Origin of the sequence: Hymenobacter edaphi (assembly GCF_003258365.1) — a bacterium.
Taxonomy (GTDB): Bacteria; Bacteroidota; Bacteroidia; order Cytophagales; family Hymenobacteraceae; genus Solirubrum; species Solirubrum edaphi.
In genome coordinates this window covers 542,924-560,621 of sequence record NZ_QHKM01000001.1, presented here as the reverse complement: position 1 = coordinate 560,621, position 17,698 = coordinate 542,924, and the positions used below count along the sequence as shown (strand labels likewise).

The 17,698-nt window shown below is 66.1% G+C and carries 12 protein-coding genes and 3 tRNA genes; 11 read left to right on the top strand and 4 right to left on the bottom strand.

Features of this window, described 5'->3' with window-relative positions; genetic code table 11:
• Positions 1-152: 152 nt before the first annotated feature.
• From DLM85_RS02180 to DLM85_RS02165, 4 genes are all read right to left on the bottom strand, one after another.
• Positions 153-1,601, bottom strand: coding sequence for a T9SS type A sorting domain-containing protein (locus DLM85_RS02180; RefSeq protein ID WP_111476422.1), 1,449 nt, complete (start codon positions 1,599-1,601; stop codon positions 153-155).
• A 271-nt stretch (positions 1,602-1,872) separates the two neighbouring features.
• Positions 1,873-1,946: transfer RNA gene (locus DLM85_RS02175), tRNA-Arg, on the bottom strand.
• Between the two features lie 55 nt (positions 1,947-2,001).
• Positions 2,002-2,078: transfer RNA gene (locus DLM85_RS02170), tRNA-Pro, on the bottom strand.
• A gap of 92 nt (positions 2,079-2,170) precedes the next feature.
• A tRNA-Ser gene (locus tag DLM85_RS02165) sits at positions 2,171-2,258 on the bottom strand.
• A 160-nt stretch (positions 2,259-2,418) separates the two neighbouring features.
• Between DLM85_RS02165 and DLM85_RS02160 the strand changes: the two genes are divergently transcribed.
• From DLM85_RS02160 to hisS, 11 genes are all read left to right on the top strand, one after another.
• Positions 2,419-3,396: a vWA domain-containing protein gene (locus tag DLM85_RS02160; protein ID WP_165821976.1), complete on the top strand. Its 978-nt coding sequence runs from the start codon at positions 2,419-2,421 to the stop codon at positions 3,394-3,396.
• On the top strand, positions 3,393-4,265 hold the full coding sequence (locus DLM85_RS02155; protein ID WP_111476420.1) for a tetratricopeptide repeat protein: 873 nt from the start codon (positions 3,393-3,395) through the stop codon (positions 4,263-4,265). The genes DLM85_RS02160 and DLM85_RS02155 overlap by 4 nt, the downstream gene beginning before the upstream one ends.
• Positions 4,266-4,410: 145 nt before the next feature.
• On the top strand, positions 4,411-5,595 hold the full coding sequence (locus DLM85_RS02150) for an acetyl-CoA C-acyltransferase (RefSeq protein WP_111476419.1): 1,185 nt from the start codon (positions 4,411-4,413) through the stop codon (positions 5,593-5,595).
• A 318-nt stretch (positions 5,596-5,913) separates the two neighbouring features.
• Positions 5,914-7,326: a toxin-antitoxin system YwqK family antitoxin gene (locus tag DLM85_RS02145; RefSeq protein WP_133256846.1), complete on the top strand. Its 1,413-nt coding sequence runs from the start codon at positions 5,914-5,916 to the stop codon at positions 7,324-7,326.
• A gap of 720 nt (positions 7,327-8,046) precedes the next feature.
• Positions 8,047-8,487: a carboxypeptidase-like regulatory domain-containing protein gene (locus DLM85_RS02140; RefSeq protein WP_111476417.1), complete on the top strand. Its 441-nt coding sequence runs from the start codon at positions 8,047-8,049 to the stop codon at positions 8,485-8,487.
• Between the two features lie 277 nt (positions 8,488-8,764).
• On the top strand, positions 8,765-11,227 hold the full coding sequence (locus DLM85_RS02135) for a TonB-dependent receptor (RefSeq protein ID WP_111476416.1): 2,463 nt from the start codon (positions 8,765-8,767) through the stop codon (positions 11,225-11,227).
• A gap of 554 nt (positions 11,228-11,781) precedes the next feature.
• Positions 11,782-12,288: a carboxypeptidase regulatory-like domain-containing protein gene (locus DLM85_RS02130; protein WP_165821975.1), complete on the top strand. Its 507-nt coding sequence runs from the start codon at positions 11,782-11,784 to the stop codon at positions 12,286-12,288.
• A 150-nt stretch (positions 12,289-12,438) separates the two neighbouring features.
• Complete coding sequence (locus DLM85_RS02125; protein ID WP_111476414.1) at positions 12,439-13,122, top strand: TIGR02117 family protein; 684 nt, start codon at positions 12,439-12,441, stop codon at positions 13,120-13,122.
• A 197-nt stretch (positions 13,123-13,319) separates the two neighbouring features.
• Entirely contained in the window at positions 13,320-14,666 is a 1,347-nt protein-coding gene (locus DLM85_RS02120) for a T9SS type A sorting domain-containing protein (RefSeq protein WP_111476413.1), read from the top strand.
• 72 nt (positions 14,667-14,738) lie between these two features.
• A complete protein-coding gene (locus DLM85_RS02115; RefSeq protein WP_133256845.1) occupies positions 14,739-16,082 on the top strand; it encodes a T9SS type A sorting domain-containing protein in 1,344 nt (447 codons plus the stop codon).
• A gap of 139 nt (positions 16,083-16,221) precedes the next feature.
• On the top strand, positions 16,222-17,622 hold the full coding sequence (gene hisS, locus DLM85_RS02110; protein ID WP_111476411.1) for a histidine--tRNA ligase: 1,401 nt from the start codon (positions 16,222-16,224) through the stop codon (positions 17,620-17,622).
• The last annotated feature ends 76 nt before the right edge of the window (positions 17,623-17,698 follow it).

The following is a 17,698-nucleotide window of genomic DNA, read 5'->3' as shown; positions in this document are numbered from 1 at the left end:
CGGCGGCCGGCGCCCGGCCCGGCAGCGGCGGCTTCGGTCGTTCCGGGCCAGCTGCCAGCGCGTCGAATCTAGGGCCCTATCAGCCGCAATACCATAAAAAAAGCCCCCGTTCAGCGGGGCTGAACGGGGGCTTGAGCGCGGAAGAAGTCCGCTTAATTGACCACCAGCTTCTCCACGGCGGTGCCCTGCTCGGTTACGAGGCGCAGGGTGTACACACCGGCTTTAAACTGGCTCAGATCCAGCGCCTGGTTTTGCACGGCAGCACCGGTAGCGTTCAGCTTGATCTGCTTCACCACGCGGCCCAGCGCGTCGGTTACGGTCAGGTCGCGCTTGGTGGCGGCGGGCAGGTTCACGTTCATCGTGAAGCGGCCGTCGTTGCTCGGGTTCGGGAACACCTGCAGCACGCCGCGCAGCGCCACGGCGTTTTTGCTGCCCGTGATAACCGTGTTCAGCTTGGTCACGCCGGTCAGGTTCACGTTCGGGTTAGCCGTAGTGCCCTGCGTGAAGCTACCCGTGAAGCCTACCGAGGGGCTGAACATGTCCACTTCGTACTGGTTGATGCTCACGCCGCGCGACAGCATGTCCTTCCAGGTCTGGCCGCCGTCGTAGGAGATGGAGCTGCCGTTGTAGCCCGACTGCAGGGTCGAGGTCGTGTCGATTACCCCTACGCTGACGTACGTATTGTTCAGGCCGGGCACGGCATCCAGACCGGCACCGCGGAAGTGGCCCGAGTAGAGCAGGGTAGAGTTGGTGGCACCGCCATCGAGGGTCTCCAGCAGGTCGAAGCCGCTGGAGAGCAGGCCGCGGCTCGGGCTGGTGAAGGCCAGGTTGCTCACGGCGTAGGGCAGGTCGGTGTCAGCGGCCGTCCAGGTCAGGCCGCGGTCCGTCGACTTGTACAGACGGGCACCCTGGCCCGAAGCCGGACCCGAGCCGTCGTCGCTCACGCCGCCGTGCCAGATGGTATTGCCCAGCGCGAAGAACGAGCCGGCAAGGCCGTACTCCTGGTTGCTGTTAACCACCGGGGCGCTGGTGGTGTTGCGCGTCCAGTTGGTGCCGCCGTTGGTGGTGGTGTAAATCTCCATGCGCTGGCCGATGCCGGCGGGCTGCGGGTCGCCGAAGGTCACGCCGTTGTTGGCATCAAAGAAATACACCCCGTTCGGGAACGAGTCAGCCTGGGAGTAGGTGGCCGTGCCTTGCTTGGTCCAGGTTACGCCGCCGTCGGTGGTTTTGTAAACGCCCTGCTGGGTTTTGTTGCTGGTCGTCGAGAAAGCCGCAATCCAGGCCGTGTTGCCGTCGATAGCGGTGATGTTGGACACGTTCAGGTCGGTCGGGATGTTGAGGGCGCCGCCCGTCCAGGTCGTGCCCCCGTCAATGGTGCGGGCGTACGTGCGCACCGGCAGGGCCGTCGTCCCCGAGGAAACCTCGCGGTACAGTACCCATACCGTAGCCGGGTTTACCGTCACGATGTCCTCCGTGATGTAGTTGGTAGGCACCGCTGAACCAACCGAAACAATAGTCCACGGTTGCGGCGGCGTCGTTTGGGCATTTGCAGCGGCCCCGAGTAGCATCGCGCAGGCCAGGGTGAGTAGGGTTTTCTTCATGGTGAAGGTGTTGAGTGGAAGGAATCTGAGGATGGTGTTGCCTGGGTGTGAGGCACCGCAAGGTAATGACTTTGCTTTAAAAACGGTAAACGGGCACAATACCCCTGTTTTCCCAACAAAAGCAAAGCCTGCCGCCGGCTAGTTAAGTAGACTGGCCGGGAGCCGGATTGGTTGCACGGGCGTCGAACTATCGGTAGGTCGGCGGCGCTGCGGGCGGGCCGTAGGGTGGCCCCGGAAATGCAAAAGGCTGCTCCAAAGAGCAGCCTTGCAGTACCCCGTAAGAGATTCGAACTCCTGACCGTCCGCTTAGAAGGCGGATGCTCTATCCAACTGAGCTAACGGGGCCCAAAAACAGCAGAAGCCGCCCACCGCGGCAGGGCGGGCAGACGGCTTACACAAGTGGTCGGGGTGGCAGGATTCGAACCTGCGGCCTCCTGCTCCCAAAGCAGGCGCGATACCGGGCTACGCTACACCCCGAAAAAAAATTCTGAATTATGAATGCTGAACTCTGAATTGTGGGTAATCCAGTCAATTCAGAATTCAGCGTTCATAATTCAGAATTCCAAGAGCGGAGAGGGGGGGATTCGAACCCCCGGTAGCCTTTAGAGCTACGGCAGTTTAGCAAACTACTGGTTTAAGCCACTCACCCACCTCTCCGTATTTGAGGCGTTATCCCGTGGGCCGTTTACCCTTCGGGGCAGCAAATATACAAGCGACTTTTGCCAAACCAACCCCACCCACAAAAAAAATTATGCCCTACGGCCTCGCCAGGGCCTTATCTTTGACTTCCTGCCGGCCCAACCATCGGCTGCCCGCTATGCTTAATTGGCTGTATTCCTGGTCGCAATGGGAGGCTGCGCTGGCCGTGGCGGCGGGGCTGTTGTACCTGGGCTACGTGCAGCGCACCGTTCGCCTGGCGCGGCCCCTGAGTCAGTCGGGCTGGCGCGTGGGCTGGAAACTGCTGCCCCGCCTGCTGGCTTTTGCCCTGCTGCTGACAGCGCTGCTGGGCCCCGCCTACGGCCTCACCCAGCGGGCTGTGCGCACCGCCGGCAAGGATTTGTGGCTGCTGGTCGACCTTTCCCGCTCGATGGATGCCGACGACGTGGCCCCCTCGCGCCTGCAAAAAGCCCGGGCCGAGCTGGAGGAGCTGGTGCGCCGCTTCCCGGCCGACCGCATCGGCTTGATCGTGTTCAGCTCCGAAGCCTACGTGCACTGCCCGCTTACTTACGACCAGGATGCGCTGCTGCTGCTGCTCAGCACCCTCGATACCCGCCTAGTGCCCCCGGGCAGCACCGACCTGGCCCAGCCGCTGAACCTGGCCCTCGCACGCGCGGCCGCCAGCGGCGCCGATTCGGCCGGGGCGGCCCCGCGCGCCACGGCGCTGGTGCTCGTCAGCGACGGGGAAGACTTCGGGGAAAGCCAGGAAGCCGTGCTGCGCGACCTGGCCCGCAGCGGGCAACGCCTGTTCACGGTGGGCGTGGGCACGGCGGCCGGCGGCCGCATTCCGCGGCCGGGCGGCTACCTGCGCACTGCCCAGGGCAAGCCCGTCGTCACACGCCTACAGGCCGCCCCGCTGCGCCGCCTGGCCGCAGCGACGGGTGGCATCTACGTGGAGCTGACCGACCAGCGCGACGAAATGCCGCTGCTGCTGCGCGCCCTGAGCCGCCTTGAGGGCCAGGCCCAGCAGGTGCGCACCGTGACGGTGGCCGACAACCGCTACACCTACCCCCTGGCGGCCGCGCTGCTGCTGCTGGCGCTGGACGTGGTCCTCACCGTTACCGTTATCAAGCCATGATGCGGCCGGCCCTGCTGTTACTGCTACTCTTTATTGGTAGCTGGTGGGAGGCGTTTCAGCGCGTGCAGCACGCCAACGAGGCCCAGCAGCGGGGCACGGCGGCCTTCCGCCGCCGGGACTACCAGGCGGCCGCCGCCGCGTTTGCCCGGGCACGGGAGCTGGGCAGCCGCTCCGCGCAACTGCAGCTCGACCTCGGGCACGCGTACGCGCAATCGGGCCAATCGGCGGCGGCCCGGGAGGCTTACGGCCAAGTGCTGGGCAGCGCTTCGGCTGCGCTGCGCAGCGTGGCCCGGCAGCAGCTGGGCGTCCTGGCTGCTACTGAGGGCAACTACCCGCAGGCGGTGGCGCTGCTGCGGCAGGCCCTGACGGACAACCCGGCCAACGCGGCGGCGCGCTACAACTACGAGCTGCTGAGCCCGCTGCTCGGCCGCCGCCTGCCGCCGCAGCTGCCGCCCCCTCCCCCGCCGCCCGGCCAGAGCCGGCAAAACCAGCCCAAACCGGGCAGTCAGCCGCAGCAAAAAGCCCAGACCGCCCCCGATGCCAGCGGCACCACCACGGCCCCGGCCGGCGGCGGGCGGGCGCCGGGGCAGGGCACTTCGCAGGAAATGGCCCAGGGCACGGCCGGCGGCACCACCCGCGGCCTGGACGCGGGCAGCAGCGGCACCGCGCCCGGCAAAGCGCCCAGCGCCGAAGCCGCTACCGCCGAGGACAACCGCCTGGGTACCCGCCAGCGCGAGCCGGCCGGCAACCTCAACGAGGCGCAGGCCCGCCAAGTGCTCGACGCGCTGCAGGCCGCCGAGCAGCAGTATCTGCAGCAGCTGCCCCACCGCGCCACCCGTCGCCCCGATCCGCGGAAACCCGCTTGGTAGTTTTGCGGTTATCAGCAGGCAAACAAACGTTAGGCAGTTTCGCCGCAGGGCCGAAAAATCCTGCTACTTTTGGTGCGGTGCCGGCCCGACGGGCCGCCCGGTTTCCAGCCCCGAACTCATTCCCAACCCTACCCTACTTACCATCATGCAGACCAAAGAAGTCTACGTCATTTCGGCCGTACGCACGCCTATCGGCTCCTTCGGGGGCAGCCTTGCTTCGCTGACGGCCGTCGAGCTGGGCGGTATCGCGCTGAAAGGGGCGCTGGAAAAAGCCGGCGTGGACCCCAAGCACGTGCAGCAGGTCATCATGGGCAACGTGATTTCGGCCAACCTGGGCCAGGCCCCGGCCCGGCAGGCGGCCCTCAAGGCCGGCCTCGGCTACGAGGTGGAGTGCACGACCGTGAATAAAGTGTGCGCCTCGGGCTCGAAGGCTATTATGATGGCTGCCCAGGCCATCATGCTCGGGCAGGCCGACGTGGTGCTGGCCGGCGGCATGGAAAGCATGTCGAACGTGCCGTACTACCTCGACAAAGCCCGTTTCGGTGCCAAGTACGGCCACGGGCAGATGATTGACGGCCTGATGAAGGACGGCCTGTGGGACCCGTACCACAACTACGCCATGGGCAACGCGGCCGAGAATACGGCCAAGGAAATGGGCATCACCCGCGAGGAGCAGGACGCTTTTGCTATCGAAAGCTACACCCGCAGCGCCAACGCGGCCAAAGCCGGCAAGAAGAAGGACGAAATTATTCCCGTCAGCATCGAGCAGCGCGGCAAGACCGTGGTGGTGGAAGACGACGAGGAGTACCTGAAAGTTGATTTCAGCAAAGTACCCGGCCTGAAGCCCGCCTTTATCAAGGAGGGTGGCACGGTGACGGCCGCCAACGCCTCGACCCTGAACGACGGCGCGGCCGCCGTGCTGCTGATGAGCAAGGAAAAGGCCGAGGAGCTGGGCCTCACGCCCCTGGCCAAGGTGCTGGGCTTCGCTGACGCCGAGCAGGCGCCGGAGTGGTTTACCACCTCCCCGTCGCTGGCCATTCCGAAGGCGCTGAAAAACGCCGGCGTATCGGCCGACAAAGTGGACTTCTACGAAATCAACGAGGCCTTCTCGGTGGTGTCTCTGGCCAACAACAAGCTGCTGAACCTGGAAGGCACGAAGGTAAACGTGTACGGCGGGGCCGTATCCTTGGGCCACCCGCTGGGGGCTTCGGGCGCGCGCATCGTGACTACGCTGCTGAACGTGATGAAGAACGAAGGCGGCAAAATCGGCGTGACGGGCATCTGCAACGGCGGCGGCGGCGCCAGCTCGCTGGTGTTTGAGAAATTGTAATACCGGGTTCCGTTGAGTTGAGCCCATGGCTGCACTGGCAGTCATGGCGAGCGAACCGAAGGTCGACGTAGTCAAGCGCGGCAATCGGTCCTGGACGACGTCCCTACTACTCTACAAACAGCACCGCCCGAAACTTGCGTCTGCAGGTTCGGGCGGTGCTGTTTTTGGTTGGTATCGGCACGGCAGCACTACTGGAGGAAGCATTGGTTACGCCTTCCGGCGGTTGCTTGGTCGTTCCTGCTCGCAATGACGGCGGGGGGGAACCGACGTAAAATCCGTGGTTCGCACGTTTGGCAGAATTTCTGCGTTTTTGCGGGCATGAATCGAATCCTGTTGCTTTTGCTGACGCTGCTCACGCTCGGCGCCCACGAGGCGCTGGCCCAGCGCCCGCGCCTTCTGACGACGTATTACGACACTACCCGCACCAAGCGGCGCGAGGTATACCACGCCCTGGTGGGCCGCGACACCGTGCTGGAAGGCGGCTACAAGCGCTTTTACCGCTCCGGCAAGCTGGAAGTGCAGACCGGCTACCGCGCCGGCAAGCCCGACAGCGCCTACGTGGAGTTTTTCGAGAGCGGGCAGCGGCGGCTGGAAGTGACCTTCCGCGACGGGCAGCGGCAGGGGCCGTTCCGCACCTTTTACCCCACCGGCAAACTCGCGCAGGAGGGCTCTTACCTCGACGACCAGCCCAGCGGCACGATCAAAATGTACCACCCCTCGGGGGAGCTGAAGCTGGAAACCACCCTGGAAAAGGGCCAGCCCACGGGCGTGGTGCGGCAGGTGTACGCCTCGGGCAAGCCGCAGGTGGAAATGACCTACGCCGGCGGCCAGCCCAACGGCCTCGTGCGCACCTACTTCCCCAACGGGCAGGTGCAAAGCGAAGGCACCTACCGCAACGGGCTGCTGGCGGGCGGCTACAAAACCTGGTACTCGAATGGCCAGCTGGAAACCGACGTGAGCATGGACAAAGCCGGCCGCGGCACCATCAACACCTACTACCCCTCGGGCAAGCTGCGCAGCGAAGGCAACTACGTGCCCGCCGCGGCCGCCACCCGCGCCGTAACCAATCAGCTGGGCGACGACCTGACCAAGCGGGCCCAGCAGCTGGCCCCGGGCACCGCCAACCTGGAAGGCCCGGTGAAGACCTATTATGAAACCGGTACCGTCAAGAGCACCCAGACCTATAAAGGCGGCGTGCTGAGCGGCACGGCGCACTACTTCTACGCCTCCGGCAAGCCCGAGCAGGACGTGGTATACGCCAATGCCGGCAAGGACCGCAAGGTCACGGTATACTTTGAGGAGGGCGGCACCAAGGAGGAGCAGGAATACAAAAACGGGCAGCGCAGCGGCACTTGGCGCACGTTTTTCCCCGGCGGCAAGCAGCTGCAGCGCAAGGAAACCTACGCCAACGGCCGCCTGCTGGGCGAGCAGCTGACGTATCACCCCAACGGGCAGGTGCAGCGCAAGCTCCTGTACGAGGGGGGCCGCGCCAGCGGGCTGGAGCAGCAATACTACCCCTCGGGCAAGCTGCGCAGCGAAACCACCTGGAAATCGGGCAACAAGGTGGGCGCCTACCGCCAGCTGCGCGAAGACGGCACCGCGGAAGTGCAGGGCCAGTACCGCAGCAACCGCGAAACCGGCGTGTGGAGCTACTTCGCGGCCGACGGCAAAACCGTGCAGCAGAAAAAGACTTTCCGCAACGGCCAGGAAGTACCCGCGGGCAGCAAATAATTTTCGCCGCTAACTCACTGAACCGCCGGCCCCTGCAGGGGCCGGCGGTTATTTTTTTGTTTCCAGGCAACGCCTGCTTTCCGGCCGCCATCTATACCCCCGAAAGCCGCTTAGCCACTCGCTGACACTGCTTTTGGGTGGCCCTGCCGGGGCCGCCGGAACGAGCCCGAAAAAAATATTCAGCTCGTTCAATACTTCGTGCAACCTACGAATCGTTTCGTAGTCAGTAACCCGAGTGAATGAGTGAGTGAAAGGCCGGCGGAACCGCGGCCGCCGGCCGACTCCCTCCCGCTCGTGCGACCAGCAGCCCCGGCTGCGCGTCGCGGGTTCCGCCGGCTTTTTTCCGACGCCGGGCAACGGTCTTTGTTGCGCTTCCATCTACCCCTGCACACGCCCGCTTCCCCTGCCTTTCTGAGCTTTGAAACCTGCCAACAAAAAAACTTACCAAGTACCTTGCTTTACAAAGTACCTGTAATTACCTTTGAACCGTTGAAAGCATCCCACCAGCGCGAGGCCCGGTTCTGAACCGGGCGGCGCCGGCCCCCAAAGCCCGCTGCCAACCCCGCCTGGCCCCGGTGATGAGCCCTGCCAGCCCCTTGACTTCCAGCGACTCGTCTGTTTTTCTGCCGCAGTCGGCCTACCTGACAGCAACACGTGGATCCGCGGCCACGGCTGCCCGACGGCCTTACCCGTTCGTGTAACCTTTCCTTTTCCAAAGCCATGTTGTTCTCCCTGCTGAACCGCGCCCTGCTGGGCGCCAGCCTCCTCGCCGCTTCCGTTTCCCAACCCGCCACGGCCAATCTGGCCGAAAACCCGGTGCGGCCCACCCTGCAGCTGACCGGCTCGTTTACCGGCGTGCTGCTCGATCAGTACACCGGCCGCCCGCTGCAGCAAGCCACCGTGGCCCTGATGCGCCAGGACAACGAGCAGCTGATTTCCGGTGCCATGTCGGCCGATAACGGCGAATTCCGCCTCGACCGCGCCTCTTTCGGCCACTACACCCTGCACGTGGAAGTACCTGGCTACCAACCGCTCCACGAAACCGTAACGCTGGCCGCCGGCCGCGACCTGATTGACCTGGGCACCTACGCCCTGATTCCGCTGAGCGCCACGGCCTCGACCAAAACGGCGACCATGGTGGCCCTGGCTACCCAGCCCTAAGCCGCCCGCGCCATGTGCCGCCCCCGCATTCCCGGCCGTCAGCGGGTCTTCTCCGCTGCTTCTTCTCTCCGGTGGAGTCCGGCTTGCCCCTCGCTGGCCAGCTGACTCCGCCGGACCCCGGGCGGCTCCTATCCCGCCCTCGGATAGTCCTTGATTGCCTTGCCGCGGATTTATCCGCCTTTTTTTCGGCCATGTACCTTGTTTTGCACAGTACTAGCCACTCACAGGTTCCTTTCGTGCGACGTAACGTCAGCTCACTTACTCTCCGCTCCTCGCCATGAATACGCTCTCCTTCTTCCAAACCTGCTGCGCTGCTTCCTTCGCCCTGACTGCCCCGCTGGCGGTACAGGCCCAGACCACGGGCAGCATCAGCGGCACCCTGCTCGACGGCAGCAACCAACAGCCGCTGCCCTTCGCCAACGTCGTGCTGTTTCGGGCCCAGGACTCGGCCCTGGTGACGGGCGCGCAGACCGGCGAAACCGGCCGCTTCCGGCTGGAGAAAGTGGCCGCCGGCACCTACACCCTGCGCGCCACGGTGCTAGGCTACCAGGCCCTGCGCCGGCCGGTGACGGTGGGGCCCACCGGGACGCTGGACCTGGGCAGCGTGGCCCTGCAGCCCACCACCACGCAGCTGAAGGGCGTGACGGTGACCGGCGAGCGGGCCGCCGTGCAGGACAACCTCGATAAAAAGGTCATCAACGTGGAGAAGGACCTGACGAGCGTGGGCGGCACGGCCGTGAACGTGCTGCAGAATGTGCCCTCGGTGGCCGTGTCGGCCGACGGGACGGTGAGCATGCGCGGCTCCTCGAACATCACCATCCTCATCGACGGCAAGCCCTCGGGGGCGGCCAACGGGGGGGGCGGCAACCGCCTGGAGCAGATTCCGGCCAGCAGCATCGAGAAAGTGGAAGTGGTGACCAACCCTTCGGCCCGCTACGATGCGGCCGGGGCCGGCGGGGTCATCAACATCATCCTGAAAAAGCAGAAGAAAGACGGCTGGAATGGCCAGGCGGCGCTGACCCTGGGCACCCAGGACAAGTACAACGGCAGTTTGAGCCTGAACCGCCGGGCCGGCAAGCTGAACTACTTCGCCTCGGCCGACGGGCGGGACATGATTTTCCGCAGCCGCTCGACCACCGACCAAGACGCCTACCTGCTCGGCGAGCGGGTGACGACCTTTCAGCGGGGCACCAACGTGCGGCACAACCGCAACTACGGCGGCCGCCTGGGCTTCGACCTGACGCTGCCGGCCAACCAGAGCCTGACGGTGGCGGTGCAGCCCAACTTCAACCGCGGCCTCAACGCAGGCACCCAGGCCGCCACCATCACCAACGCCGAGGGCACCCGCCAGATCAACAGCGAATTCACCAGCCGCGAAAACGTCGACAACACCGACGCATCGGCCGACTACCGCCGCACCTGGGAGGCCCACAAGGGCCGGGAGCTGACGGCCAGCACCACCTATACCTACCTGCACGCCGACGTGGTAGTGGGCCAGCGCAACACCGAAGGCAGCGCCACCACCGATTTGCTGCAGTGGAAGCAGCAGTTTCTGGTGAACCTGCACGGGGTGGCCGGGCAAGTCGACTACGTGCACCCGCTGGGCGAGAAAACCCGCATCGACGCCGGCCTGAAGGGCCAGTTTCAGACCAACAGCGGCACCGGGGACTTCCTGCAGCAGCGCCCCGACGGCGGCTTCGACCGCGTGGCGCCCCGCTCCTACGCCTACGACTTCAGCGAGTACACCCAGGCCGGCTACGCCACCTACCAGCACGAAATGGGCCCCTGGAGCGTGCAGGGCGGCCTGCGGGCCGAGTACACCAACACCAGCGGCGAGGTGGAAAACGGCCGCGGCCCCTTCCGCCTCGAGTACCTGAACGTGTTTCCCTCGGGCACGCTCGTGCGCAACATCAAGGCCCACGACCAGCGCCTGCAGCTGAGCTACTCGCGCCGCCTGAACCGCCCCAACTTTATGCAGCTGCTGGCCTTCCCGCTGTGGCAGGACCAGCGCAGCTACCGCATCGGCGACCCGACGCTGCGCCCCGAGTACATCAACGCCCTGGAGCTGGGCCACCAGCTGACCCTGGGCCAGGCCAACGTGACCTCGACCCTGTTTGTGCGCCAAACCACCAACGCCATTCAGCGCCTGACGGCCATCGACAGCATGGCCAGCCGCCTCTACGGCAACGGCGCCCTCATTACGGCCCAGTACGCCGACAACTTCGGCAAGGCGTACAGCTACGGCGCGGAGATGAGCATCAACCAGCCGCTGGCCAAGTGGTGGCGCCTCACGGCCAACGGCTCCCTGTTCCAGACCAGCGTTACGGCCGCCACGGGCAACGAATCGAGCCGCCGCACCGTGTCGGGCACGGCCCGGGTGATGAACTCCTTCACGCCCACGCCCAAGCTGGACGTGCAGCTGACCGGCAACTACCGCGCCGCCGTGCTGACCTCGCAGGGCCGCTTCGCCCCGCAGGGCTCGATTGACCTGGCCCTGCGCCAGCGCCTCTTCAACGACCGGGCCGCGCTGACGCTGCGGGTGTCGGACCTGTTCAACACCCTGCGCAACCGCTCCGAATCCTTCGTGCAAACGCCCGAGACGCAGTACGCGGCCACGTCCTACAACAAGTGGGAGTCGCGGGTGGGCTACCTGGGCTTCTCCTGGTTCCTGGGCAACACCAAGCCTTCCAAGAAAATCGACAACCAGCCGCAGGGCGGCGGGGGCGGCTTCGGCGGGTAATGGAGTGGTTCGTTGTCAATTGTCAGAGGATACGCTGACGCATCGTAGCCGGGTTGTTGCCCGCCCAGACAACTGACAACCCGCCACTGATAACCATAAACACAGAGCTGCCGGACTGAGCATCGTCGCGGCGCCTTACACGTAGGATTCCGGGTGCTGGTGAATGAGTGTAACCCAGGCTTGGCAGTGGAGGTGCCCGACAATGCTTGCTCCGGCGGCTTCTTTTGTGGCCGGGCATCACCCAAGCATGTCAGGCCCAACCCGGGACTTGGTGACAGAACGAGCAACCAGCCGTTTTGCAGCCCCGAAAAACCGCCTTCAGCCGCTGCAAACGCTGGTTTCGAGCCGTCCCACATCATCGTGCGATTGATCCGCACCGGGGGCCCGGGCTACCTTTGTAGCGTTGGATGACCAACACCCCGGCTGCCGCCAATACCCTGATTGCCAAGCCATCCACGAATCATCCGACCCCGCCGAGGCAGTACCGCGGCTGCCCGCCCAGGCCCCTGATTCGCTCCGTTTCCCAACCCGCCTTTCCGACCCTTTCTGCTGCTATGAAAACCTTCGCTCCTTTCCGCTTATTCCTCTCGGTGCTGGCCCTGGCCTCGGTGGCCCTCTACGCCCCCGCCGCGGCTCCCGAAGCCCCCACCCGCGGCCAACTCACCGGCACCCTGCGCGACGGCGGCTCGCACGAGGCCATTCCGCAGGCCAACGTGGTGCTGCTGCGCGCCGCCGACGGGGCCTACGTAGCCACCGCCGCCACCCGCGCCGACGGCTCGTTTGCCTTCCACCACGTGCCCTTCGGCCGCTACCGCCTGCAGCCCACCGTGCTCGGCTACGAGCCCATGCGCCCGGTGGTGGCCGTATCGGCCCGGCAGCCGCACCTGGCCCTGGGCACCGTGGAACTGATGCCCTACGGCGCCCCGCTGGCCGGCCAGCTGCTGGGCACGCCCGAGCCGGCCCCGGCCAGCCGCGTGGCCAAGGTGGGCAACGCCGGCCGCTTCGTGCTGACCTCAGCCCACCGCCAGCGCCTGACGGCCTCGCGCCCGGTGCAGCTCTAGCGCCACCGTTATTTCCGGGTTTGCCCGCCGGTCCGGGCCCCGCCCATCGTGGTGCGGGGCCCGGCTGTTTGCGGTAAGGTGGGTTACGAAGCCGGCCGCGGCGGATGAACAGGGCCCGCCACCACCGGCGAGCCGTTCACCCCGCTGCGTATGCGTTTGCTGAGCCGCGCCTTTCGCCTGCTGATGCCCGCTTTTGCCGTTTTCGTGCTGCTGCTGCTGGGCGGCACCCTGGTGCCCCGCCACGCCGATTTTCGCCCGACCCCGGACGGCGTGCCCATCTACGTGGTGTCGAACGGCTTCCACACCGACGTGGTGCTGCCCCTGCGCGAGCCGCGCACCGGGCAGGACTGGCTGCAGCGCCTGGGCCAGCCGCAGTGGCAGGCCCGGTTCGGTCAGTACGAATACGTGGCCTTCGGCTGGGGCAACGAGCAGTTCTACCTGCAGTCCTACGGCGGCCACTTCCCCAAGGCCGGCACCGTGCTGGGGGCCCTGCTGCCCGGCCGCACCCTGGTCCACGTCGATTTTTACCGCCACGGGCCGCAAGCGGGGCCGCGGGTGGTGCCGCTGCGCATTTCGGTGGCCCAGTACCAGCGCCTCGCGGGCTACGTGGAGCAGTCCTTCGCGCCCGATTCGGCGGGGCGCTGGCAGCTGCGCAACGCGGCGGGCTATTCGTCGGAGGACTTTTTCTTCCGCGCCCGCGGCCGCTACCACGCCCTGCGCACCTGCAACGACTGGACCAACCAGGCCCTGGGCCGCTCCGGCATCCGGGCGGCGCTGAAGGCCCCGCTGGCCGCCTCGGTTATTTACCAGGCCCGCCGGGGCGCGGCCCGGTAGCCGGCCGGCCAACGCTGGGCGGGGCCGGGGCGCGGGCATGGCCCGGGCCGAATACAAATAAAATACTGTTCAACGTCGAAAAAATTATTGGTCTGAAACAACCAATTTCGCTCCTTCGCACTCTTACCGAACAACGAACTATTGCCGCCGCTGGTCCTGAGTGCCCCCCCAACACCAACTCCATCTTCTTTTTCACTATGAAAAAAACACTACTGACGCTGGCCACCCTCGGCCTCGTTACCCTCGCCGCGCAGGCGCAGTGGGTCAATCAGCCGATTACGTTTGCCAACAGCACCATGGGCGTGGTGCAGCTGGATGCAGTCAACGCCACCACGGCCTGGGGCTTGGCCATCGACCCGTTTACGGGCGACTATGAACTGGCCCGGACCACTAACGGCACTACCTGGACGGCCGGAGCCGGCACCAGCCTGGGCACCAGCCAGTTCGTCACTTTCGTCAGCGCCCTCGACGCCAACACGGCCTGGGTCAGCACCATCAGCCAGGCGGGCGGCAAGATCCTGAAGACCACCGACGGCGGCGCTACCTGGACCACCCAGACCACCGCCACCCAGTTCGGCGGGGCCGACAGCTACCCCAACTTCGTGTACTTCTTCAACGCCACCGAAGGCGTGGCCCTGGGCGACCCCGACGGCGCCACGCCCGGCATGGAGATTTACACCACCACCAACGGCGGCACCACCTGGACGCGCGCGACCAACATTCCGGCGGCGCTGGGCACCGAGCTGGGCGCGCTCAACCCCTCCGGCATGACCACGCCGCCCGCCGTGTTCGGCAACAGCATCTGGTTTCCGACCACCGAAGGCCGGGTGTACTACTCCACCAACAAGGGCCTGACCTGGAGCGTGAGCGACACCGGGCTGAACGACGAAATTTCGGCCATTTCCTTTGCCTCCGCTACCGCCGGGCTGGCCGTGGTCAGCACCTCGGGCGGGGCCCAACAAGTGAAGCGCACCACCGACGGGGGCGTCACCTGGACCACCGTCACCTACACCGGCACGCTGCGGGGCCTGGCCCTCGACAACATTCCCGGCAAGACGGGCTACGTATCGGCGGGCACGTCCCTGTTTGGCCAGGCGGGCTCCTCCTACAGCTTCGACAACGGCGCCACCTGGACCAACCTGGAAACGACCACCGAGCACATCAGCCTGGACCTGGTCAGCGCCACCGAGGGCTGGACGGGCGGCATCAACCCCACGACCTTTTCCGGGACGGGGGTAAACAAGCTCAGCTCCTCCGTGCTCGGCAACCGCCGCGACGCGGTCCTGCAGCAGGCCCTGTCGGTGTACCCCAACCCCAGCCACGACGGCGTGTTCACGCTGAACCTGGCCACCAGCCTGCCCCAGGCCACCGCGCTGCGCGTGACCGATGCGCTGGGCCGCGAAGTGTACCGCACCTCGCTCAATGCCACCAGCGTGCGGGCCAGCAGCGCCATGCTGGATCTGCGCCAGCACAAGGCCGGCCTCTACACCCTGGAGCTGCGCTCGGATAAGGGCGTGGCGCAGCAGAAGCTCGTCATTCAGTAAGCTCAACCGCGCTGCCCCGACTCCTGGTCGGGGCAGCGCGGCTTATTGGGCGTTTCCAGCTTATCCAGTTTCGTGAAAACAGCGCTTCTCGCACTTGGTTTCCTCGGCAGCAGCTTGCTGGCTTCGGCGCAGTGGGTCACGCAGCCCATCAACTTTGTGGCTCCCTCGTACGTGGTTGCGTTGCACGCCGCTGATGCCAATACGCTGTGGGTGGCCGCCGCCGAAAACGGCGGGGCAACCCGCACCCTGGCCCGGAGCACCGACGGGGGCACGAGCTGGACCATCCGCAACCCCTCGGTGCTCAACGCTACCGAAGAAATAAACGCTCTGACGGCCATCAGCCCCACCACGGCCTGGATTGCGACCCGGTACGGACAGGCCGGCGGCCGCATCTTGCGCACCACCGATGGCGGCCTGACCTGGCAGCAGCAAACCAGCAGCCAGCAGTTCGGCGGGCCCAACAGCTACCCCAACTTCGTACATTTCTTCAGCGCCACTGAGGGCGTGAGCATGGGCAATGCCCCGGCCCTCACGCCCGGCGCGGCCCCGGAAATCTACACCACCACCGACGGCGGCGCCACCTGGACAACCGTGGCGGCGGTGCCCGTTACGACCTCGGGCTCGGCGGTGCAGAACCCGCCCGCCGTGGTGGGTTCGCACCTGTGGTTTAGCTCCTTCGACGGGTACGTGTACCATAGCCCCGACCGCGGCCGCACCTGGACGGCCAGCAACTCCGGCGCCGGCACGCCGCTCTGGAACCTCACCTTCCGCGACGCCCAACACGGGCTGGCCTCCTACCAGGATCCGTTTAGCGGCGGGGCCACGCGCCTGTTCCGCACCACCGACGGCGGCAGCACCTGGACGGCCGTCACCGGTTTCAGCGGGCCGCTGCACGGCGCCGCGATGCAGGCCGTGCCCGGCACCGGGCAGTACCTCTCGGTGGGCGGGAGCTTAGGCAGCGGGTTGCGCGGCTCCTCCTACTCGCGCGACAACGGCCAGACCTGGGTGCCGCTGGAAACCCAGCTCAACCACCTGACCCTGTGCGTGTACAGCCCCACCGCCGCCTGGTCGGGGGCTCTCGATCTGAGCACCGGCACTCCGCTGGGCGTACACCGCCTGAGCACCACCGTGCTGGGCACGGCCGCGTCGGCGGCCCGCCATGCGCAACTGGCCTACCCTAACCCGAGCGCGGATGGTATATTCCACCTCGGCACCGGTCCCGAAGCGGCCACGGCCACCGAGCTGCGCGTACGCGACGCGCTGGGCCGCGAGGTGCATCACCAGCAGCTGCCGCTGGCCGAGGCGGCCCAGGCCGCCGGCCGGTCGTTAAACCTGAGCGGCTACCCGGCCGGCCTCTACACCCTGGAGCTGCGCTCGGCCGCCGGCGTGGTCCAGCAGAAGCTTGTTATCCAATAACGCTCCGAACTGCCGCCAAACCAGGCCCGCCGGCGTACCGGCGGGCCTGGTTTGTTTACGGCCCGCCCGCCACCCAGTGGCCCTGTGCCCGGCGGGCCGTACCTTCGCGCCCACATTTTGAGCTTCCCCTGACTGACGAATGAGCGTTCAGAAACCCAGTACCCCGAGAGGCACCCGCGACTTTGGTCCCGTGCAGGTGGCCCGGCGCAACTATATTTTCGGCGTTATCCGCCGCGTGTTCGAGAAATTCGGCTTCGCCCCGCTGGAAACACCGACCCTGGAAAACCTGTCGGTGCTGATGGGCAAGTACGGCGAAGAAGGCAACCAGCTGCTGTTTAAAGTCCTGAACTCCGGCGACTTCGCCAAGGACGTAACGGCCGAGGACCTGGCCGCTGGCTCGCAGAAAATCCTGCCCAAAGTGGCCGAAAAGGGCCTGCGCTACGATCTGACGGTGCCCTTCGCCCGCTACGTGGTGATGAACCGCGGCCAGCTCACCTTGCCCTTCAAGCGCTACCAGATTCAGCCCGTGTGGCGCGCCGACCGCCCCGCCCGGGGCCGCTACCGCGAGTTCGTGCAGTGCGACGCCGACGTGGTGGGCACCAACTCCCTGCTCTGCGAGGCCGAAATCGTGCTGATGATCAACGAGGTGCTCAGCACGCTCGGCCTGACGGACTTCACCATCAAAATCAACCACCGCGGCGTGCTTTCGGGCATCTACCAGGCCCTGGGCGGCGTGGGCCGCGAGTCGGACCTGTTCGTGGCCATCGACAAGCTCGATAAAATCGGGCGCGACGGGGTGAGCAAGGAGCTGCTGGAGCGCGGCTTTCCGCAGGCGGCCATTGACAAGGTGTTCGGCTACCTGGAAGTCGGCGGCTCGTTCGACGAGAAGCTGGCCGCCCTGCGCGCCGCCTTCGGGCAGGACGGGGTGCTGAGCGACGCCACCGCCGGCCCGGCCAAGGGCTTGCAGGACCTGACCGAGGTGCAGCAGTACCTGCAGGACTTCGGCTTCCAGCACTTCGAGCGCCTCGACTTCGACGTGACGTTGGCCCGCGGCCTGAGCTACTACACCGGCTGCATCTTCGAAGTGAAGGTGAACAACGTGCAGATGGGCAGCATCTCGGGCGGCGGCCGCTACGATAACCTCACCGGCGCCTTCGGCCTGCCCGGCCTCTCTGGTGTAGGCTTTTCCTTCGGCGTCGACCGCATCTACGATGTGCTGGAGGAGCTGCAGCTGTTTCCCGAAGGCGCCGTGGCCGCCCCGCTCTGCCTGGTGGCCAATTTCGACGCCGAGGGCCGCAGCACCGTGCTACCCCTGCTGCGCCAGCTGCGCGACGCGGGCCTTTCGGCCGAGCTGTACCCGGAAGTCTCGAAGCTCAAAAAGCAGTTCGAATACGCCGACAAGCGCGGCATCCGCTTTATGATTCTGGCCGGCTCGGAGGAACGGGCGGGCGGCTTGGTGAAGCTACGCGACATGCGCGCCGGCACCGAGCAGACCGTGCCCGCCGCCGAAGTGGTGGCGGTGCTGCAGGCCCTGGCGTAGCGGCGCGCCGATAGCCCGAGTGGTTTATGCAAAAAGCCCAACAACCACGCGGTTGTTGGGCTTTTTTGGGCGAAAA